Annotated in this window: 20 protein-coding genes and 1 tRNA gene; 4 read left to right on the top strand and 17 right to left on the bottom strand. The window is 64.5% G+C overall.

What is annotated here, in order from left to right:
• Positions 1-3 precede the first annotated feature (3 nt).
• The 8 genes from ACR9YP_RS08140 to ACR9YP_RS08105 all read right to left on the bottom strand — a co-directional run bounded on the left by ACR9YP_RS08140 (position 4) and on the right by ACR9YP_RS08105 (position 6,907).
• On the bottom strand, positions 4-501 hold the full coding sequence (locus ACR9YP_RS08140) for a UPF0262 family protein (protein WP_091895172.1): 498 nt from the start codon (positions 499-501) through the stop codon (positions 4-6).
• Complete coding sequence (hisD, locus tag ACR9YP_RS08135; protein ID WP_474219346.1) at positions 498-1,793, bottom strand: histidinol dehydrogenase; 1,296 nt, start codon at positions 1,791-1,793, stop codon at positions 498-500. Before hisD ends, ACR9YP_RS08140 begins: the two co-directional genes overlap by 4 nt.
• Positions 1,794-2,055: 262 nt before the next feature.
• Positions 2,056-2,505: a DUF2948 family protein gene (locus ACR9YP_RS08130; protein WP_438103298.1), complete on the bottom strand. Its 450-nt coding sequence runs from the start codon at positions 2,503-2,505 to the stop codon at positions 2,056-2,058.
• Between the two features lie 268 nt (positions 2,506-2,773).
• Positions 2,774-3,598 (bottom strand): alpha/beta fold hydrolase, encoded by an 825-nt coding sequence (locus tag ACR9YP_RS08125; RefSeq protein WP_438103300.1) that lies wholly within the window; start codon positions 3,596-3,598, stop codon positions 2,774-2,776.
• Positions 3,599-3,728: 130 nt separating this feature from the next.
• Positions 3,729-4,238 (bottom strand): hypothetical protein, encoded by a 510-nt coding sequence (locus tag ACR9YP_RS08120; RefSeq protein WP_091895184.1) that lies wholly within the window; start codon positions 4,236-4,238, stop codon positions 3,729-3,731.
• Positions 4,239-4,551: 313 nt separating this feature from the next.
• Positions 4,552-4,860: an EthD family reductase gene (locus ACR9YP_RS08115; protein WP_438103302.1), complete on the bottom strand. Its 309-nt coding sequence runs from the start codon at positions 4,858-4,860 to the stop codon at positions 4,552-4,554.
• Positions 4,861-4,986: 126 nt separating this feature from the next.
• The gene (locus ACR9YP_RS08110) at positions 4,987-6,693 is read right to left on the bottom strand and encodes an FAD-dependent oxidoreductase (protein WP_438110435.1); all 1,707 of its coding nucleotides are present in this window, start codon (positions 6,691-6,693) and stop codon (positions 4,987-4,989) included.
• A gap of 25 nt (positions 6,694-6,718) precedes the next feature.
• Positions 6,719-6,907 carry a hypothetical protein gene (locus ACR9YP_RS08105; RefSeq protein ID WP_438110437.1) on the bottom strand — a complete coding sequence of 63 codons (189 nt, stop codon included), beginning with the start codon at positions 6,905-6,907 and terminating at the stop codon, positions 6,719-6,721.
• A 326-nt stretch (positions 6,908-7,233) separates the two neighbouring features.
• Between ACR9YP_RS08105 and ACR9YP_RS08100 the strand changes: the two genes are divergently transcribed.
• Positions 7,234-7,308: transfer RNA gene (locus ACR9YP_RS08100), tRNA-Thr, on the top strand.
• 174 nt (positions 7,309-7,482) lie between these two features.
• Here the strand turns inward: ACR9YP_RS08100 and ltrA are convergent.
• On the bottom strand, positions 7,483-8,838 hold the full coding sequence (ltrA, locus tag ACR9YP_RS08095) for a group II intron reverse transcriptase/maturase (RefSeq protein ID WP_474217016.1): 1,356 nt from the start codon (positions 8,836-8,838) through the stop codon (positions 7,483-7,485).
• 1,132 nt (positions 8,839-9,970) lie between these two features.
• Between ltrA and ACR9YP_RS08090 the strand changes: the two genes are divergently transcribed.
• Positions 9,971-10,438 (top strand): nuclear transport factor 2 family protein, encoded by a 468-nt coding sequence (locus tag ACR9YP_RS08090; protein ID WP_438103304.1) that lies wholly within the window; start codon positions 9,971-9,973, stop codon positions 10,436-10,438.
• A 468-nt stretch (positions 10,439-10,906) separates the two neighbouring features.
• Here the strand turns inward: ACR9YP_RS08090 and ACR9YP_RS08085 are convergent, their stop codons facing one another.
• Positions 10,907-11,395, bottom strand: a complete 489-nt coding sequence (locus tag ACR9YP_RS08085; RefSeq protein ID WP_438103305.1) for a Crp/Fnr family transcriptional regulator — start codon at positions 11,393-11,395, stop codon at positions 10,907-10,909.
• Between the two features lie 199 nt (positions 11,396-11,594).
• On the opposite strand from ACR9YP_RS08085, the gene ACR9YP_RS08080 reads away from it, so the two are divergent.
• On the top strand, positions 11,595-12,602 hold the full coding sequence (locus tag ACR9YP_RS08080) for an LLM class flavin-dependent oxidoreductase (protein ID WP_474219342.1): 1,008 nt from the start codon (positions 11,595-11,597) through the stop codon (positions 12,600-12,602).
• A 216-nt stretch (positions 12,603-12,818) separates the two neighbouring features.
• Here the strand turns inward: ACR9YP_RS08080 and ACR9YP_RS08075 are convergent, their stop codons facing one another.
• The 7 genes from ACR9YP_RS08075 to ACR9YP_RS08045 all read right to left on the bottom strand — a co-directional run bounded on the left by ACR9YP_RS08075 (position 12,819) and on the right by ACR9YP_RS08045 (position 19,142).
• The gene (locus ACR9YP_RS08075; RefSeq protein WP_474219340.1) at positions 12,819-14,342 is read right to left on the bottom strand and encodes a tannase/feruloyl esterase family alpha/beta hydrolase; all 1,524 of its coding nucleotides are present in this window, start codon (positions 14,340-14,342) and stop codon (positions 12,819-12,821) included.
• A 192-nt stretch (positions 14,343-14,534) separates the two neighbouring features.
• Positions 14,535-15,410 carry an amidohydrolase family protein gene (locus ACR9YP_RS08070; protein WP_474219339.1) on the bottom strand — a complete coding sequence of 292 codons (876 nt, stop codon included), beginning with the start codon at positions 15,408-15,410 and terminating at the stop codon, positions 14,535-14,537.
• Positions 15,411-15,423: 13 nt separating this feature from the next.
• Positions 15,424-15,816 carry a RidA family protein gene (locus ACR9YP_RS08065; protein WP_128931108.1) on the bottom strand — a complete coding sequence of 131 codons (393 nt, stop codon included), beginning with the start codon at positions 15,814-15,816 and terminating at the stop codon, positions 15,424-15,426.
• Between the two features lie 25 nt (positions 15,817-15,841).
• The gene (hpaH, locus tag ACR9YP_RS08060; RefSeq protein WP_438103313.1) at positions 15,842-16,645 is read right to left on the bottom strand and encodes a 2-oxo-hept-4-ene-1,7-dioate hydratase; all 804 of its coding nucleotides are present in this window, start codon (positions 16,643-16,645) and stop codon (positions 15,842-15,844) included.
• Positions 16,646-16,648: 3 nt separating this feature from the next.
• Positions 16,649-17,524 carry a fumarylacetoacetate hydrolase family protein gene (locus ACR9YP_RS08055; protein WP_474221007.1) on the bottom strand — a complete coding sequence of 292 codons (876 nt, stop codon included), beginning with the start codon at positions 17,522-17,524 and terminating at the stop codon, positions 16,649-16,651.
• 31 nt (positions 17,525-17,555) lie between these two features.
• Positions 17,556-18,173 carry a flavin reductase family protein gene (locus tag ACR9YP_RS08050; protein ID WP_474219337.1) on the bottom strand — a complete coding sequence of 206 codons (618 nt, stop codon included), beginning with the start codon at positions 18,171-18,173 and terminating at the stop codon, positions 17,556-17,558.
• Positions 18,174-18,176: 3 nt separating this feature from the next.
• Positions 18,177-19,142 carry a Bug family tripartite tricarboxylate transporter substrate binding protein gene (locus ACR9YP_RS08045; RefSeq protein ID WP_438103315.1) on the bottom strand — a complete coding sequence of 322 codons (966 nt, stop codon included), beginning with the start codon at positions 19,140-19,142 and terminating at the stop codon, positions 18,177-18,179.
• A gap of 142 nt (positions 19,143-19,284) precedes the next feature.
• On the opposite strand from ACR9YP_RS08045, the gene ACR9YP_RS08040 reads away from it, so the two are divergent.
• Positions 19,285-20,076, top strand: coding sequence for an IclR family transcriptional regulator (locus tag ACR9YP_RS08040; RefSeq protein ID WP_438103317.1), 792 nt, complete (start codon positions 19,285-19,287; stop codon positions 20,074-20,076).
• Positions 20,077-20,181: the final 105 nt, after the last annotated feature.

Raw genomic sequence — 20,181 nt, 5'->3', positions numbered from 1 at the left:
CTTTTATCCTTTCCAATGCAGGACGGTAATGAGCGTGAACAGCCGGCGCGAGGTCTCGAAGTCGACCCGCACCTTGCCCTTCAGCCGCTCCTGGAGCGTGCGCGATCCCTCATCATGGATGCCGCGGCGGCCCATGTCGATGGCCTCGATCTTGTCCGGCGTCGCGGTCCGGATCGCCTGATAGTAGCTGTCGCAGATCATGAAATAGTCCTTCACGATCCGCCGGAACGGCGTCAGCGACAACAGATGCGCGACGACAGGCGTGCCGTCCTCGCGGCGGATGTCGAACATCAACCGGTTGCCGGTGATGCCGATATGCAGCGTGAACGGGCCCTGCCCGTCGGCGCCGTCGGGCGCGAACAAATTCTGCTCGATCAGGTCGTAGATCGCGATCGCGCGCTCGTGCTCGATGTCAGGCCCGGAACGGCCGATCGAGTCCTCGTCGAGCGTGACGCCGACGATGCGATTGTTGGAGTCGTCCTGTTCGGGCGGCTTTGTCATGACAGATTGAGGCGCAATCCAATCGAGCGCGAATGGGCGTCCAGCCCCTCCGCCTTGCCGAGCGTCATCGCGGCCGGGCCCAGCGCACGCAGCTGATCCGGGCCGCATTTCAGGATCGAGGTGCGCTTCATGAAGTCGTGCACCGACAGCCCTGAGGAGAATCGCGCCGAACGCGCAGTCGGCAGCACGTGGTTGGAGCCACCGACATAGTCGCCGATCGCCTCCGGCGTATGCGCCCCCAGGAACACCGCACCGGCGTTGCGGATCTTTGCGGCGAGCGCATCGGGATCAACAGTCATGATCTCGAGATGTTCGGCGGCGATCGCGTCCGCGAGCGGGATGGCGTCAGCAAGATCCTTGACCATGATGATGGCGCCGAAATCGGCCCACGAGGCGACTGCGATCGCGGCGCGCGGCAGCGTCTTCAGCTGCGCTGCGACCGCCTTCTCGACGTCGGCGGCAAGCCGCGCGGAATCGGTGATCAGGATCGATTGCGCGCTGGCATCGTGCTCGGCCTGTGCCAGCAAGTCCGCGGCGATCCAGTCGGCATTGCCGGTGTCGTCGGCGATCACCAACACCTCGGAGGGACCGGCGATCATGTCGATGCCGACCTTGCCGAACACCAGCCGCTTGGCGGCAGCGACATAGGCGTTGCCCGGGCCAACGATCTTGGCGACCGGCGCGATCGTCGCGGTGCCGTGCGCGAGCGCGGCCACGGCCTGGGCGCCGCCAACCCGGTAGATCTCGGTGACGCCGCCGAGCGAAGCCGCCGCCAGCACCAGCGGATTGAGCTTGCCGTCGGGCGAGGGCACCACCATGACGAGCCGCGCAACGCCGGCGACCTTCGCAGGCACGGCGTTCATCAACACCGAGGACGGATAGGCCGCGGTACCGCCGGGCACGTAGAGGCCGGCGGATTCGATCGCGGTGTAACGCCAGCCGAGCTCGACGCCGAGCGGGTCGGTAAAGCGTTCGTCCGCCGGGAGTTGGCGGCGGTGATAGGTCTCGATGCGGTCGCGCGCGAGCTTCAGCGCATCCAGCGTCGCGGCATCGCAGGCCTTTGTCGCGGCTTCGATCTCGGCGGCGGTGACGCGCAGCCCCGATGCATCCAGCGTCAGCCGGTCGAACTTTGCCGTGGCCTCGAGCAGGGCTGCATCGCCCCGCCTGGCGACATCGTCGACGATCGCGCGCGCGGCGGCCTCGACGTCGGCCGAGACCTCGCGCTTGGCGGCGAGGAAGGCCGCGAATCGCTGGTCAAAATCGGCGCTGCTGCGGTCGAGACGAACGGGCATATTGGCTTGGCTTCTGGCTGGTCTTTTGGGGGGATTGGCTCACCCGACCCCCTGCTCAATGGCGCGGCCGGGAAGCGGCGTCAACCCTTGGGCCCGGCCGTTCCCCTCCGGCGTCGTCCTGGCGACGGCCAGGACCCATTACCACCAGCGGATGTGTGGAGGCGCAATTGGGCCACATCTCGTTTCAACAACGAAGCCTTGGGGTTATGGGTCCTGGCTTTCGCCAGGACGACAGCGGATTGCGTGGCCTTGGCATGCCACCTCACCCCTCCCCCGCGATCCCTGGTCCCGTTCCCAGCGCGTCCGCCCCGAGGTCGGTCAGCTCGCATTCCAGGCATTCGACGTCGAGGCGGATGGCGCCGCCCTGGGCGAACAAAAGCAGGGCGCTGCCGCCGGGCTCCTCGCTGCGGCCGTCCTGGGGGTGAAACTCGATGCCGACGAGGTCCAGGATCTCGTCCGGCGTGGCGAGGTCGATGTTGCGCGATTTGCAGGCAAGCACGCGATCGAAGCGGAGCGCGGCAACCAGCCGGCGCGGCTCGGCCTCGCCTTCCAGCGTCTGCTCCCAGTCCAGCCGGCTCATGCCGATGACAAGCCGCTTCTCGCTCTGCCGCCAGATGATGTCGGAGGCCTGGACACGGGCGTCCTGGACATGGGTCGAGATCACCGCGAGATCGTCAGCATCGAGTGCGATCAGTTTGAGTTGGGGACACATCGCCGGCGCTTCTCCTTCAGGGCGGACAGGACTCAACGCGCGCGGGCGCCGAAATTTCCGCTGCAAGCTAACTGTCCCGTACACTTGAGGCTATTGATATCCTCCCATCTCCAGCACGTTCAGCGGATAGCCCTCCCGGGCGACGCAACCCTCACCCGTCTCGCCGCTACGCCATAGCCGATGCGAAGCATCGGCGTTCTAAGGACGGCGGCCGAAGGCCGCCTATGCCACCCTCTCCCGCAAGGGGAGAGGGTAAGAGTCGTGAAGCTCACTCTTTGAAAAAGGCCAGGAGGTCCGCGTTGATGGTCTCGGCGTGCGTGGTCGGCATGCCGTGCGGGAAGCCCTTGTACGTTTTCAGGATGCCCTTCTTCAGCAGCTTGGCCGACAGCGGCGCGGAATCGGCGTAAGGCACGATCTGATCGTCATCGCCGTGCATCACCAGCACCGGCACCGTGATCTTCTTCAAATCCTCGGTGAAGTCGGTCTGCGAGAACGCGACGATGCCGTCGTAATGCGCTTTCGCGCCGCCCATCATGCCCTGGCGCCACCAGTTCTGGATCACCGCCTCCGACGGCTTGGCACCGGGACGGTTGTAGCCATAGAAAGGACCCGCGGGGAGGTCGCGATAGAATTGCGTACGGCTAGCGGCGAGTTGCGCCTGGAGACCGTCGAACACGCTCTTCGGCAGGCCGCCGGGATTGGCAGGGGTCTGCACCATCAGCGGCGGCACAGCGGACAGGATCGCCGCCTTCGCGACGCGGCTTTCGCCGTGACGCGCGATGTAGTGCACGACCTCGCCGCCGCCGGTGGAGTGGCCGACATGAATGGCGTTCTTGAGGTCGAGATGCGCGGTGAGCGCGGCAAGGTCGTCGGCGTAGTGATCCATGTCATGGCCGTCGGCGACCTGCGTCGAGCGGCCGTGGCCGCGGCGGTCATGGGCGATGACCCGGTAGCCGTGCGTGACGAAGTACAACATCTGCGCGTCCCAGTCGTCGGCCGAGAGCGGCCAGCCGTGGCTGAACACGATCGGCTGGCCCGAGCCCCAGTCCTTGTAGAAAATCTCGACGCCGTCTTTGGTGGTGATGGTGGGCATGGATTGCTCTCTTTCGGTGAAAATCATCTGCGCGACGCGCGAACAAGCACGCGCCGATGATCCGCAGATAGTTGCGCGAGACTCCGAATGCGATGCATCGCGTCAACTGGGAACGTTGAGAATCGTGTGATCAGGCAAACGCCATCGGCCTGAAGCGGCGCCAGGCGCCGATGGTCAGTAGCACGAAGAACACCAGCACGATGCCCTGCACCACGGCGAAGACCGGCCCCGACGGCGGCGCCGGCGGCACGGCGGGTGCAAGCGCGGCGAGCGCCGGCACCTTCAGGAACGACTGGATCACGAGCACGAAGACGTTGAAGTAGAGCGAGACCATCGCGGTCACGATGTAGACCGGGCGCCAGACGCCTTGGAGCTTCATGCCGTAGAGCGCGATGCAGGCGATCGCGAGCAGCACCAGCGAGATGATACCGATGATGTGCGAGGGCAGCAGCTCTTTGAAGGGAAACAGGAAGCCGGTTGCGCTGGTGAGGATCGTGAACAGCAGGAAGATCGCGGTGAGGCCGGGCATCGACTTCGAGCCGAGCAGGCCGAACATCACGACGAGGCCGGCGGCGATGGCGATCAGGCTGATGATGACATGGATCAGTGTAAGCGCGGGCAGGCTCAATCCAAGCACCATGGCATCTCTCCTACTCTCCGCATTGAGACGATCAGAGTAGTATGACGGTCCTCATGGGATTGTCACGTGCGTTGGTGTCCCACATGTGCGCGCAGCCATGCGTCATCGTGCGAATTGACAAACGCATGTTCCGATTTCTTGCAGCGCTGTCACGAACGACGGCAGTTTGTAGCCCGGATGGAGCGCAGCGAAATCCGGGGATCTCGCTTGTAGATGCTGCTGTCCCGGATTACGCTTCGCTCCATCCGGGCTACGAGCTTTCAATCGATCGTTGCAACATCGGCCCGCGATCGGCGGGCCGATGCGACGCGGCTCACACTTCCTTGGTGTCGAAGATCAGGAGGTCGGCACCGCCGCTGGCGAATTTCGGCACGTCAGCGCCGGTCGCCTTGCCTTCCGGGCTGCCGAATGCGGCCTGGATGTCGGCCACGCTGTCAAAGGTGAGAACGGCGACGAGATGAATTCCGGAAGGCCCAGTGGGGGAGCTGACCGGTCCCTTGCTGACGGCGTATTTCTTCAGGCCGGGAAGTTTCTTCGCGAGTGGAATGTGCGTCTCGGCATAGTACTTGTCGAAGGCAGCAGCATCCTTGGGCGTTTTGTAGAGCACGACGATTTCAGCCATTTAGTCCTCCCAATGAATCTTTTGTTCGTTCCACGAGCAATACGCCTCGCGACGAGGGGATAGTCTGCACCAAGCGGCGCGATGGCAAGCCACATTCGTCTTGCCATTCCCTTGTCTTGTCCTTGCCTAAAGCGCCGGTTTTGCGGCGTCGCCGAGATAGCCGTGCAAGGAGGCCACGACCTGCGCGCCTTCGCCGATAGCGCCGCCGACGCGCTTGACCGAGCCGGAGCGGACGTCGCCGACGGCGTAGACGCCGGGCACCGAGGTCTCGAGCGGCGCCACCAGCTTGCCCTGGTTCTGCTCGGACTGCGCGCCTGTCACGACGAAGCCGCCGCGATCGAGCGTGACGCCGCAGCCGTCGAGCCAGGAGGTTGCGGGATCCGCGCCGACGAACAAAAAGAGATTGCGGATATCGGCGGCGTCCTCGTCGCCCGACAAGCGACTCTTCCAGCGGATGCGCCGCAGCAGCGCGGCCTCATCGCCTTCGAGCGCCGTGATCTCGGTGTTGAACATCAATTCGATGTTCGGCGTCGCTTCGATGCGCTCGATGAGATAGCGCGACATGCTGGCCCCCAAGCCGCCGCCACGGATGATCATCAAGACTTTCTTCGCATGACCCGACAGGAACACGGCGGCCTGGCCTGCCGAATTGCCGGCACCGACCAGCGCCACCTCCTCGCCGGCGCAGAGCCGCGCCTCGACCGGCGAGGCCCAGTACCAGACGCCGCGTCCCTCGAACTTGTCGAGGTTCGCGATCTCCGGCCGGCGATAACGCGCGCCGCTCGCGACCACCACCGCGCGTGAGCGCAAGGGATCGGCGCCGTCGAGTGCCACCGAAAATGCGCCGTCCTTGCGCGTGCAGTCGAGCGACTTCACCGTCACAGGAATCATGATGTCGGCGCCGAACTTCTGGGCCTGGGTGAAGGCGCGCGCGGTCAATGCCTGGCCGGAAATGCCGGTCGGAAAGCCCAGATAGTTTTCGATGCGCGCGCTGGCGCCGGCCTGGCCGCCGAACGCGCGGGTGTCGAGCACGGCGACGGACAAGCCTTCGGACGCCGCATACACGGCGGTAGCGAGCCCGGCCGGTCCGCAGCCGACGACAGCAACGTCGTAGATGCGGTCACCCTTTGCTCCGCCGATCATGCCGATGGCGCGCGCAAGCTCGGTTTCATCGGGATTGCGCAGCACCGCGCCGCTCGCGGCGACGACCAGCGGCCAGTCCTCCGGCTTGGGCGAATAGCGCGCGATCAATTCGGCCGCATCGCGATCGTTTTCGGGATCGAGCAGATGATGCGGCTGGCCGTTGCGGGTGAGAAAGCCCTGCAGGCGCACCACGCCGGCCGAATGCGACGGACCGATCAGCACGGGACCGCCGATGCCGCCCTGGATCAGATTGACCCGGCGCAGGATCAGCGCCCGCATGATGCGCTCGCCAAGCTCGGCCTCGGCGACCAGCAGCGCGCGCAGCCGCTCCGGCGCCAGCAGCAGCGTCTCGACATCGCCCTCTGCGCGGCCGTCGACCAGCGCCGGCTGTCCCGAGAGCTGGCTGAGCTCGGCCAAAAATTGCCCCGGCCCCTGGTCGATCACCGGGGTGACATGGCCAAGGCCATCGCGCTGGGTGATGGCGACATGGCCCTTCAGCACGACGAACATGCCGGGTCCCGGCTTGCCAGTCTCGAACAGGAACTCGCCGTCGGCATAGCGGCGGACCTCGCCGAAATGCCTGATACGTTCGATCTCGGCAGGCGTCAGCGCCGGAAAGGTCTGCTCGGGGCGGGTGAACCGCGACATCAGCGCGTCGCGATCGGTTCGTTGCTGTCCGTCCTGCCCCATTGCCACTGTCATGCACTCCAAAATGTTAGCCGTCGGCCTTGCCGGCGGGCCCCTCATTTAGGGACTCGTCGTCGTTGTGCGAGGGCTCGGCCATTGCGGCGCGTTCGCGCGCCTGCACCTTCCGCCGCTTCAGGTTTTCGCGCAGGGCGGATTTCAGCCGGTCCTGTCGTCCGTCATGGCCGCGTGCTGCGGCTTTATCGGTCTCGTCGATCATCATCCGGGCTCATCAAGAAGGGGCCGCGTCGCGGTTTAGCATGCCCAAGGAATACGACAGCTCAAGAGGCCCGCGCGATCCGATCGTGCGAACTTCAAAATGGGCCGAATCTGACCGCACAGCCAACTGGCCAATTGGCTGGGGACGGCACTGGGACCAAAATCGTCCAAAATCGGTCATTTCGGGGCAAAAAGGCCGTCTCCGCCAGGCAGCGGGCCGATTTTCTCGATTTGGCGGGGCCGGCAAGCTTGCACATGAGGGGGCCTTGTGGCATCCATCGCCCCGCTTGGCGGGCCCAGTCGCGGCCCGATTCTGTGCCAGCATTTGCTGCCGTAGCTCAGTGGTAGAGCACTCCCTTGGTAAGGGAGAGGTCGACAGTTCAATCCTGTCCGGCAGCACCAGTGTTCCACACATGACAAGGCGTTCTCGCGGCGTGAAGTGCCCGAGTTTTGCTCTATTCCGTGCCCCTCTTCGGTGAAGAGGGCGATCGGCATAGAGGCGTGGAGTTTGGCTCCACGTCCCCTGCCACACCACCCGGCATGCGGGTCCGCACCGGGCGGTTCGATGGGTTGAGGTTAGCTTGCGAGGGAGGGGACTCCCAGCCGTCTGAAGCGTTCATTTGGCAACGCTTTGTTGAGCGCCACCTTCGAGGTGCGCCACCAGCGCCGTCTGTTGATGGCCACTCGCCTGGCTTCGTCGGGATGTACGCCGCGCGCGATCAATTCGCGGTAGACGACATGCCCGTTCTTCCAGTGCTTGAGCTGAACCGCCCGCAGACGATGCCGGATCCACCCGTCGATGTCGGCAAAGACGCCGGGCGTCTCTGCAAGGCGGAAGTACCCCTTCCACCCTGTCAGATACTTGCCGAGCGGCTTGCACATTTGTGCGAGACTGCGTCCGGCACTGCGCCGGGTCATGTCGCGCACGCGCTCTTTCATGCGTTCGATGGCCTGTGGTGCGACGCGCCGCCTGATCGTCCGTCCCGCAGCCACCCAAAAGGAGAAGCCGAGGAACTTCGATGCCGTGGCGCGTCGTACCTTGCTCTTGGTTTCGTTGACGCGGAGCTTCAGCTTCCCGAACAGCTTGCGCAGTGAGGTCATCACCCGCTCGCCCGAACGCTGCGTCCGAACGTAGACGTTCAGATCGTCGGCGTAGCGGACGAAGGCATGCCCGCGCCGCTCCAGCTCCTTGTCGATTTCGTCCAACAGCACGTTGGCCAATAGCGGAGACAGCGGACCGCCTTGCGGCGTCCCCTCACCCCGCTCGATCACCACCCCGTCTGCGAGCACGCCCGCATTGAGGTAGCGGCGGATCAGCCGCAGCACCCGACGGTCCGCGATCCGTTTGGCCAGCCTTCCCATCAGGATGTCGTGGTTGACCCGGTCGAAGAACTTCTCCAGGTCGATATCCACCACGAAGCTGCGGCCTTCCTGCACATAGGCTTGCGCGCGACGCACCGCGTCGTGCGCACTCCGTCCGGGCCGGAAGCCATAGCTTGCATCCGAGAAGGTTGGGTCGAACTGCGGTTGCAGAACCTGCAGCAGGGCCTGCTGGATGAACCGGTCGAGCACGGTGGGGATGCCGAGCTCGCGCTCGCCCCCGCCGGGCTTCGGGATCGCCACCCGCTTCACTGGCTGCGGCTGGTACTGCCCCGCGAGCAATTTCTCGCGCAGGAGCGGCCAGTGCACGCGCAGATGGTTAGGTAGCTCCTCCACCGTCATCCCGTCGATGCCGGGACTGCCCGCATTCTGCCGAACACGCTTCAGTGCGGCCTGAAGGTTCTGGCGTTCACACACCTTCTCCATCAGATCGCTGCTTCCTGGGCGCTCGTCTCCACTTCCAGTCAGGGGCGCTTCCACGCGCCCGGCCGGCCGCTGCGGCTTCACCGCAGCGGTCGATCGTGCGTCCGGGGCTTCCGGCTTCTGTGGCATAATTCCCCCGAGGTTTGTGGGCGTTTCGCCCTTCCCATCGTTCGGCCCTTCACGGCTTTAAGCCGCTACTACGGCCTCTGCTGACTTCTCGCTCCGAAGGCCTTGCAACCCTCGTCACCCTTTCAGGTGCAAGCGAGATCTCCCCGGGTAAGACCTTCGACCTTCGCTGCACGACCGCCGGATCTACGTCGCCTGCCTTGATCACAACGGCTTTGCGGCTCCTGGCCCGCTCGCCCTGCTCGGCTCCGCCTCATATCCGATTTCTGTTCGTCGGCCCGCAGCTTCGCTCCCCGCTTCCTTCACGCCGGCCTCGCGGTCCGACACTCTGCGGTTCACTTCGCTCGCTGTGATCAGCTCACGGAAGGACTTTCACCTCCAAGTCGAAGCCCATGCCGGGCACACCAGGGAAGGCCGGGTGCCGGCTGGCACCCATGGTCCGCTGCGCGAAGAATTTGCACACGCAAATGCGCAGGCGGAGAACAGGTGGGCCGGAAAACACCCGGCCTTCCCTGCGCGATGGTTTGACGGCTTATGCCTGCTCTCCCCGGAGCCGAGTTCCTTCTGGCCTCCGTCACCTTGCGAATTGACGATGCGTCGCGACCCGGTTGAGCCCAGAAGCATCTCCGCAAGGCTTGACCGTAGCAACGACGGTCAGGACCACATGGTTTTGCCGTACGCAGCGATCCGGCTTCGCCCATAAGGCTCCGCCGGACCAGAGGCGCCGTCCGTCCGCACGCAGAAAGGACCTCACGAGGTTCATCTCGCCCTGGCCCCACCTTCGCGTGCCCGACGCTGCCGCGTCCACCGCACCCCGGTCCACGTTTCGTTACGACGTACGATCGTCCCTCTCCCCGGACCGGGATGACAGGGAGAATGCCGAAATTCCGAATTTCGGTAAAGTGGAATATTTTTGTGGCGGGGGATTGACGGGATTTTGCGGGAGGCGAGTGTGTTGCCCGACGGGACAAAATCGTCGCGACCGACATCAGCTATTGACTCGAAGCGGGAGTTCTACTGAACGGCCATGTCGCCTGAAATCACGTGGTGTTTGGACCCTCGCTGGGGTAATTTCTTGTTGCAACTGATAACCGCGAGCGCATCATTTCCACCGCGACATCAAGGGAGGACGATCATGACCTTCCGCGCACGAAGCCGTTTTGCTTTCTTCGTTTTATTCTCGCTACTGACTACGGCTGACGTAGTTCGCGCGGGCAGCGAGGACGAAGTGAAGGCTCTTTTTGCAAGATTTGTCGCCGCACAAAACGCTCACGACCTCAAGGAGGTTGGCGAGCTTTTGCACGATTCGGCTCAGTTTTTGTGGATCACGCGTGGCGCGGCTATCTGGGGCCACGACGCAGCACTCAAGCGTTTCGAGGCCTTGTATCAAGGCACTTGGTCCCTCGACCCGAAGATGGACGAACTGAAGGTGATCGAATTGCAGACGGGAGTCGCGCAACTCTACGTGCCGGTGACCTTCATGATTTCACCGTCTGGGCAGACTGCGCAGCCTACACGGTTTCTGATGAATCAAGTGCTGGTGAAGACGGGTGACGGTTGGAAGATAACGAGCATTCTTCCAATTCCTGCGCCTCAGCCATAAACCAAATTTTTTCGAATGGGCTACGGACGATGTGGCGCGAGCTTTTCGAAAAGATGCAGTCGCACTGTCCGTTTGCCTCCCAAATTCGTGGTGATAGTGTCACAATCCGCGGTCTGTCCGGGAGGACACAATGGGATGGTTTGACCGGCTGTTTGGGAAGGACGTTGGCGCCTGCGACCCCACTCCTTGCGAGATTTAGGCGGAAATCACGGGTAGCGACTGATCCTGATCTTCTGAAGATTGCCAAAGACCGAAAAGGGCATGTCTCGCGGAGAGCCGTGAGAGATGAATATAATCGGCTGCTTCTGGAGAAGTACGCGCACGATAAGTCGTGACGTCTAAAGCGCGATGAGATGAGTGGCGTAGCCCGGATGGAGCGAAGCGTAATCCGAGACACCTGCACTGCGGGACGGACCCCGGATTGCGCTTCGCTCCATCCGGGCTACGAACTGCATCGCAGATAGAGTTTCATCTCGCAGGGGTTTGCTCTTCGCTTACCTGCTGTGCGGCGAAGCGATCGTCAGCACGGCGTAGCCTTCGGCAAAGCTCGCGATTGATGTTCTGCAGGACGATCACATAGGCGTGGATGTCGGCCTTGTAGCAAGCGTAGAGCTTTTGGGCGGTCAGCTCGTACAGCACGGTCGGACTCTCCGCGACCACGGTGGCGGAGCGATTTTGCATTTCAATCAGCGTCATCTCGCCGAAGAAATCGCCTCGCTCCAGACCGGAAATCGGGATGACGCTCCCCTTATTGGTCCGTTTGCTCACCGAGAGCCGACCGGATTCGACGATGAACATCGAGCGTCCCGGCTCACCCTCCGCCACGACGGTTGCTCCGGCATCGAAGCGGCGCTCGACCAGCATCGAAATCAGGAGATCGAGGCTTGGGTCCGGAAGACCGCCGAAGAACGGCGTCGCGAGCAGGAACGCTTTCAGATCGGGAGCGCTGACAGCCATCGCGCAAGGATACGCTCCATCGCCATCAGCGGCAAGCAGAGCTCGTAGGATGAGCGGACGCGAAAACCATCAACAGTTCGAAGGCGAAACATGATGGGTGGATTCGCAAGTGCCCTACCCATCCTGCGCGCGGCCACTACATGTGTTTCTTGCAAGATGCGCATGATTGCCCAGCCCCTCCACACCGGTACCCCCGCACATGATCCCCTTCTCCATCCTCGACCTCGCGCCCATCCGCCAAGGTGGCGACGCCGCGCAGGCGTTTCGCAATTCGCTCGATCTCGCGCAGCATGCGGAGGCCTGGGGCTACAAGCGGTTCTGGCTGGCCGAGCATCACAACATGACGGGGATCGCCAGCGCGGCGACGTCGGTGGTGATCGCCCATGTCGCGGGCGGGACCAAGACGATCCGGGTCGGCTCCGGCGGGATCATGCTGCCGAACCATTCGCCGCTGGTGATCGCCGAGCAGTTCGGCACGCTGGAGTCGCTTTATCCCGGGCGGATCGATCTCGGGCTCGGGCGCGCGCCGGGCACCGACCAGTTCACAGCAAAGGCGTTGCGGCGCGATCTCGCCACGGCTGCCGAGAACTTTCCGCATGACGTGCTGGAATTGCAGGCGCTGCTCGGCGATGTGCAGCCGAACCAGGCGATCCGCGCCGTGCCCGGCATGGGGACCAGGGTGCCGCTATGGATTCTGGGATCGAGCACCTTTGGCGCGCAGCTTGCCGCGATGCTCGGGCTACCGTTCGCGTTCGCCTCGCATTTCGCGCCGCAGATGATGATGCCGGCGCTGCGCGAATATCGCGCTCGCTTCGAGCCATCGGCGCAGCTCGACAAGCCCTATGCGATGATCGGCGTCAATGTCTTCGCGGCCGACAGCGATAAGGAGGCGCAGCGCATGTTCTCATCGCTGCAGCAGCAGTTCATCAATCTGCGCCGCGGTACGCCGGGGCCGCTCCCGCCGCCGACTGGCGACATGGACGCGCTGTGGTCGCCGGCGGAGAAGGCCGGCGTTGCGCAAGCGCTGTCCTGCTCCGCGGTCGGCTCGCCCGCGATGGTCGAGGAGAAGCTGAAGGCGCTGATCGCCGAGACCGGCGCGGACGAGCTGATGACCACCGGGCAGATCTACGACCACGCAGCCCGGCTGCGCTCGTTCGAGATCGCGGCGGAGGTGCGGGATCGGCTGGCGAGGCGGCAGGAGGCGTGAGCGCTGGAGGCTGTCAGATCAGGCCTGGCTGCTGCAACGACGAAGGTGCACTCCCTCTCCCGCTTGCGGGAGAGGGTCGGGGAGAGGGTGTTTCCGCAATGGGACGATCCCCAAGAGGAGAAAGCCCTCACCCGGCGCTTCGCGCCGACCTCTCCCGCAAGCGGGAGAGGTGAACGAGCCGCCGCAGTAATCGATGCAGTCGAAAGCCATCTCGCTTTAGGGGGCGGCGCAGGTGAAGTTCTCAGCCTTCTCGATGCTGCCACTGCCGAGATAGCGGGCCTGGCGAGGATAGGGGCACAAGGGCCGACTGCGTTCCGGCCAGGGCGTCGTCGCGCCCGCGCGAGCCTCGATGCTGTCAGGCGCGCGGCCCTGCTCGACCCAGGTCACCAGTGGGGTCAGAACGTCAAAGCTGTCGGTGGCAGGGCCTCCCGAACAATGGTTCATGCCGGGCACGAGGAAGAGGCGGGCGAATTCGGCCGTCTCCTTCTCCCCGCCCGCAGCATTCGTGAGCCGCTTGTACCAGTCCAGAGTATCCAGCGCAGAGAACGTCGGATCGCTGACGCCGTGATAGAGCAGCAGCTTGCCGCGCCTTTGACGGAAACCGGAGAGATCGACTGAATTTGCGGAGATCGCCTGCACGGAGGTCTCAGGCATCGCCGCGCTCGTGCCGAAAATTCTCGCATGGGCGGCTGTGACATCCACGGTGCGGTAAAAGTCGTAGACGGCCTCCGCTTCATTAGCCAGGGGCGATTGAGGCGGGGTCATGTAGAGATAGGCCAGGGTCGCGCCAAAGGACACGTTGAAGGCGTTGACGCGGCTGTCGGGTGCCGTGCCGAGAATCCAGCGCCGCCATCCAGCCGTGGCGATTCCCGAGTCATAGGGATATGGCGCATAGATCCGACGTCCCTGCGCCGTAGTTGGCCCCTGGAAATGGTTTTCGAGAGCTGCCACCTGCGCGGCGGAGAGACAGCTTGCCGTCTTCTCGGCGGTACACTGCAGCGTACGCGGCGAAAAACGACAGGCAGGCACATTGTCGATGATGCCGTCGGCGAGACCATCGCCTTCATCACAGGACTGAACGATCGCCCTGGAGAGCAATTCCATGTCCGCCTGGGACAGAGCCTGCGCCAGAATGGGGCGGCCGTCCGAAGCTTTCGGCGAGATCGCCGCAAAGCCTTGCGTCGAAGCGGCCCCCGCAAGACCCTTCTCCGGCATTCGAAAGGCCGGTGCGCCGGCGGCAACGCCATCGAAGTGATCCGGGAAGCGCTGCGTGATCGCCATTCCGTGCCGCCCGCCGTTGGAGCAACCCAGGAAATAGGAGTAGCTTGGCAGGCGGCCGTAATAGGCCCGGATGAATTGCCTGGCCTGCCGCGTCACGACATCGTCGGCGCGATAGCCGAAATCGATGCGCGCCTGCGGGTCGAGGCCGAATTTGGCGCCACCAAGGGGACCCGGCGCATTGCTGTGTCCAGCATCCGTCGTGACCGTCGCGTATCCCTGATTGAGCGCGCTCGGCTGTCCGCCGCCGGGCTGCGCATCTCCGCTGCCGAGAACACCGTCAGTGCCTCCCTGCCCCTGGAACACGAAGCGACCGTTCCATGCTTCCGGCAATCTGAGATGCAGACCAATGGCGAACTTCTGACCCTCGGCGCCGGTTCGCTCGTCCAGATAAGCGATCACTTCACAATGGGCGGCCAGTCCATCGGCCGCCGGACGCAGCTGGGCCTCGCTGACGCGCATCGCCGGACCGGACTCCGATTGGAGCCGATCGCATGTGGTTACGGGCGAGCCGGTGTCGCTGCCCGCTGCCGCGGTTGCGATAGAGACGGCGCACCCCACGAAAGCAAGCGCCGCACTCAGCCAGGAACGGTGATGCAGCCTTCGCAGTGCCGAGATAATCAACATGCGGCCCCCCGATCGTGAACGCCCCGGTTAATCCGGAAAGCCGAACAGCTTCGCCGGATTGTGCACCAGGATCTTTTCCAGCTCCGCCTGGTCGGGCGCGTAGCGGTACAGCAGCTCGAGCAGATCGGCATCATTCGGCGGCTGCTTGACCGAGACCGGGTGCGGCCAGTCGCTGGCCCAGACGCAGCGGTCGACCGCTGCCTCGATATAGGCGCGCGCGATCGGGATCACGTCGTCGTAGGGGGCCCCAGTCTTCGAGGTCTTCTCGCCGAGCGACAGCATCACCCAGAAATTGCCCTTGCCGAGCAGCTCCAGCATCTTGCGCAAATTCGGATCGTCCTTGCCGGCTGCGGGATCGGGGCGCGCCATGTGGTCGATCAGCACGGGCACGTCGAGATTCTCGTACTTGGCGACGCTGGACATGATGCCGTCCTTCTCGGGCTGGATCTTGACGTACCAGCCGAGCTCGCGGATGCGGGCGATGGCGCGGGCGAAATCGGCGTCCGACAGCACGGCGCCGAGCTCCTGGCGGAAGCTGAAGCGCGCGCCGCGCACTCCGGCGTCGTGCAGCTTGGCCAGATAGAAGTCGCTCGCCTCCGCGAACACCAAGGCGTTGGCGCAGCCGCGATAGTTCGGGCCCATCGCAGCGAGGCCGTCGAGCACGACGGCATGGTCAGCGCCGTAAGTGGTGGTCTGCACGATGATGCCGCGCTCGATGCCGAGCGCCTTGTGCATGCGCAGCGCCGCTTCCCAGGTCGCGGTCGGCATCCGATAGGCCGCACCGGGGCGCTCCGGATATTTGTCGATCGGCCCGAGCACGTGAAACTGGCTGTCCACGGTCCTCGGCGGCGGCGCCTTGACCGGGCGGCGCGGATTGGGATCGAACGGCAGATAGGTCGGCATGCGCAAAACTCCCTCAGTCGATCACGGCGGTGAAGTCGCACTGCACCAGCGCGCCGCCGTCCATGTTGTCCATCGGCAGCGCGTGGCGCGCCGGTCGCGAATGCTCGTCCGGAAACATCTTGAGCCACTCGACATTGACGGGACCGCGTTGCGAACGGTCCTTCAGCCACACCGTCATCTTGATGATGTCATCCGTGGTGCCGCCGGCGGCCTCCACCGTCGCCTTCATATGCGCGAACATGTTGGCGCATTGCGCGTCCAGGCTCTCGGGCATGACGCCAGCCGCATCGCGGCCGAGGATGACGCCCGACATCACGAGATTGCCGATGCGGCAGGCGTTCGGGATCGGATTGGCATGCTTGAAGCCGCCGATATGGATGCTCTTGCGCCGCGATTGACCACTCATGGTGCGCTCCCTTCTTGTTGTTGGTTCAGACGAACTGGCACGACACCGAGCCGAACGCGCCGTAATCGGCATGAAAGGTGTCGCCGCGCCGGATGTCGACCGGCCGCGTGAACGATCCCGCCAGCACCACCTCGCCGACCGCGAGATATTCGTCATGCGGCGCGAGGCGGTTGGCGAGCCAGGCGATGCCGTTGGCGGGATGATTGAGCACGCCGGCGGCAAGCCCGGTCTCCTCGACCTCGCCGTTGCGGAACAGGAGCGCGCCGATCCAGCGCAGGTCCGCATCGAGAGGGCGGAACGGCCGGCCGCCGAGCACCAGCGCCGCGTTGGCCGCATTGTCGGAGATCGTGTCCATCACCTTGCGGGTCTTGCCGGTCTCGGGATCGACGCGGTGCATGCGCGTCTCCAGGATCTCGAGCGCCGGCGTGACATAGTCGGTGGCGTTGAGCACGTCGAAGATGGTGCAATCGGGCCCGCGCAGCGGGGCCTTCAGCACGAAGGCGAGCTCGACCTCGATGCGCGGTGCGTGGAAGCGGTCGAACGGAATCTGCGTGGCGTCGGCATAGAACATATCGGCGAACAGCACGCCGTAATCGGGCTCATTGATGCCGACCGCGTTCTGCATCGCCTTCGAGGTCAGGCCGATCTTGTGGCCCTTGATGACGCGGCCGCGGCCGAGCTGAAGTTTCGTCCAGGCGCGCTGGACCGCGTAGGCATCCTCGATGCTGAAGTCCGGATATTCTTTCGTGAACATCGGGATCAGCGCCTTGGTGCGCTCGGCTTCATCGAGGCGCGCGGCGAGGCGCTCGATCGTCGCAGCATCCAGCATGATCTATTGCTCCGCGGCCACGGTGTTGCGCAGCACGCCGATGCGGCTCGATTCGACTTCGACGACGTCGCCCACCTTGAGCCAGCGCGGCGGATCGAAGCGCGCGCCCGCCCCGGTCGGCGTGCCGGTCACGATCATGTCGCCGGGCTTCAATGTGGCAAAGGTGGAGAGATAGGAGATCAGGAAGTCGAACGGGAACATCAGCCGCTCGGTGGTGTCCTGCTGCCGCACCTCGCCGTTGACGCGCGTGATGATGTCGTGCGGCCCGCGCGGGTCGAGCTGGTCGGCGGTGACGATCCACGGGCCGATGCTGCCGGAGCGGTCGAAATTCTTGCCCTGCGTGACGTTGAACTTGCCGTGGCGCAGCCAGTCGCGGATCGTGCCCTCGTTGCACAGCGTCATGCCGAAGATGTGCGACCACGCTTTTTCCCGCGGGATGTGACGGCCGCCCTGCCCGATCACGATGACGAGCTCGCCTTCATAGTCGAGCTGGTCGGAGACCTCAGGCTTCTCGATCGGCTGGCCGGAGCCAGTCATCGACGACATGCTGCGCACGAACAGGCTCGGATATTTGGGCAGGTCCGAATTGTCCTTGTACTCGGCGTTGCGCTCGGCGTAGTTGACGCCGATGCACCAGAGCTTTTCCGGCGCCAGCACCGGCGGCAGCAGGACGAGTTTTTCCAGCGCGTAGTCTGGCTTTTGCCCGGCGACCGCCTCCTGCGCATCGGCAAGCGCGTTGGCAGCGATCAGCGCTTTTACATCAGAGAAGTCACGGCCGATCCGCTTGGTCAGATCGACGACACCGCCTTCGACGGCCGCGCCGTAGCGTGGCTCTCCGTCCACGAGATAGCTTACGAGTTCGCATCGTCGTTCTCCAATGATGTCGCGGGCGCGGCCGGGGCCAGCGCGCTCAGTCGGTCGATTTGGGAGTCTGGAAGACGGTGTTCAGCGTCACGATCTCGCCGAGCCGGGCATAGCGCGGCCCGCCGATGCGCGCGATCGGATCGAGCGCCTTTGTCTCGATCTTGCCGTCCTTCACGAGGCCGTCGCGAATGTGGAACATGACGACCTCGCCGACGATGAGCCGGCTGCGGGCCTCGCCGAATTCCAGGCACTGTCGAAAGCGGCATTCCATTGCAACCGGCGCGGCGGCGAGCCGACGCACCTTGATGAGCTCGCAGGCCAGCGTTTCGAGCCCGAGATGGTCGACCTCGCTGATTTCAGGCGGATGCTCGACCGAGCTGTCATGCACCGCGGACATCAGCGGGGTAGCGGCGATGTGGATCACATATTCCTCGGTATCGAGGATGTTGTGCGCCGTGTCCTTGTAATCGGCACCCTTGCGGCCGACGCTGATGGCGAGCATCGGCGGCTTCTGCGAGACAAAGGTGAAGGCGCTGAAGGGCGCGAGGTTGAGCACGCCGGAACGCGACAGGCTCGTGACCCAGGCAATGGGACGCGGCACCACGATGCCGGTCATCAGGCGGTAGATGCGCTCGGCGCCGAGCTCGCTGGGATCGATCCGCATCGATCAATCCGCCCTGATGTTGGCCTTGCGCACCACCGGAATCCATTTGGCGTCCTCGCGCGCGAGATAGGCCTTGAACTCATCAGGCGTCATCACTGTAGCCTCCCCACCGAGCTTTTCGAACTTGTCGACCACGGCCGGGTCCTTCAGGATCGCGACCAGCGTCTGGTGCAGCTTGTCGACGATCGGTGCCGGCGTGCCCGCAGGCGCGAACAGGCCGGTGAAGGTCTGGCCGTCAAAGTCCTTGTAGCCGAGCTCGGCAAAGGTCGGCACGTCAGGCAGCGACTTCAGGCGGTGCGGGCTGGTGACGGCGATCGCGCGGAACAGGCCGGCCTTGATGTGCTGGAGGCTGACCGTGAGCTGGTCGAACGCGAACTGCACCTGGCCGCCGAGCAGATCGTTGATCGCCGGCGCGTTGCCGCGATAGTGCGCGGTGACCCATTGCAGCTCGAGGTTGGACTGCATCAGCTCGCTGAGCAGATGGTTGGTGGTGCCAGGCCCCGGCGAGGCCATGGTCAGCTTGCCGGGCTCGCGCTTGGCGAGATCGATGAATTCCTTGAACGTATTGGCCTGCACGGACGGATGCACCTCGAGCACCAGCGGCGTCATCGAAATGGTCGAGATCGGCAGGAAGTCCTTTTTCCAATTATAGGCCTCGCGCTTGTTGATCTCGGTCGCGAACAGCACCGGGCCGTTGGCGCCAACGAACAGCGTGTAGCCGTCGGGCGCGGATTTCGCGAAGGCTTCGCCCGCGATCATGCCGCCGGCGCCGGCCTTGTTCTCGATGATGAAGGGCTGGCCGAGCTTTTCCTGGAGCTTGTCGGCGATGATGCGCGCCGCGCTGTCGACATTGCCGCCGGCCGGATAGGGCACGATCAGCTTGACGTTGCGCGCCGGCCATTCCTGGCTTGATGCGGGCCCTGCCAGCATCGCAACTGCAGCAGCGATGGCAATCCAGATTAATCTCATGTTAACCTCCCGGCGGCGCGTCCATTTCCACGTCGGATGCCGCGACGTTGCGCAAGGCAATTCGAAAGGCATCTCGATCGGAGCGAAATCTCCAGATGCGCGCTTGTCCTGTCGAGTGAATTGTGGCGTTCTTGTCCATATTATGGACAGGACGAGCTTCGACCGCAACGCTAGGGAACCGCGGCAGGGCGCCCAGGCAATCCGGCGCGCGCTCGCGGTGCTGCGCATTCTGGCCGCAGGCCGCGAAGACGGTGTGCCATTGGCCGAGGTGGTACGGGCGACCGGCCTCACCCGCCCGACCGTGCATCGCATCGTCCACGTGCTGATCGAGGAAGGCATCGTCGAGCGGCACGAGCGGACCGGCCGCTATGCGATCGGCAACCAGGTGCCGGAGCTGGCGCTCGCGCGGCCGCGGCCGTCGCGGCTGCTGATCGCCGCCAATCCGTCGCTGCGGCGCGCCTCCGCCGAGATCGGCGACACGCTGTTCCTGACGGTGCGGACCGGCAACGACACGCTGTGCGTCGATCGCAGGATCGGCGTCTATCCGATTCAGGTGCTGTCGATCGAGGTCGGCGCGCGCCGGCCGCTCGGCGTCTCCAGCGCCGGCGTCGCCATCCTCGCCGCGATGCCGGCGCAGGACGCGCGCAAAATCGTCGCGGCCAACGAGAAGAGGTTCGAGGCCTACCAGACCGACGTCGCGACCGTGATGGGCGAGATCACCACGGCGCGGCGGCGCGGCTACTACATGCGGGAGATTGGCCTCGTGCAGGGCACGAAATCGATCTCGACCTGGATCAAGAGCTCGGACGGACAGCCGGCTGCTGCGATGACGGTCTCTGCCGTGCGGACGAGGCTCGGCCCCCGCCGCGAGCAGGAGGTCGCGGAGATTCTGCTGCGCGAGGCTGGGATCATCGAGCAGGTCATTCGCGGCTAAGGCGCCGGCGGCGCGACTTCGCCTCTCCCCGCCTGCGGGAAGAGGCCGACGCGCGAAGCGCGGCGGATGAGGGGGAGTCTCCGCGAATTCAACTGCCACCGTGAA

Source organism: Bradyrhizobium sp. BR14999 (assembly GCF_056106085.1).
Note: the sequence above shows the minus strand (reverse complement) of the source record. Positions and strands in the feature narration are given on the sequence as shown.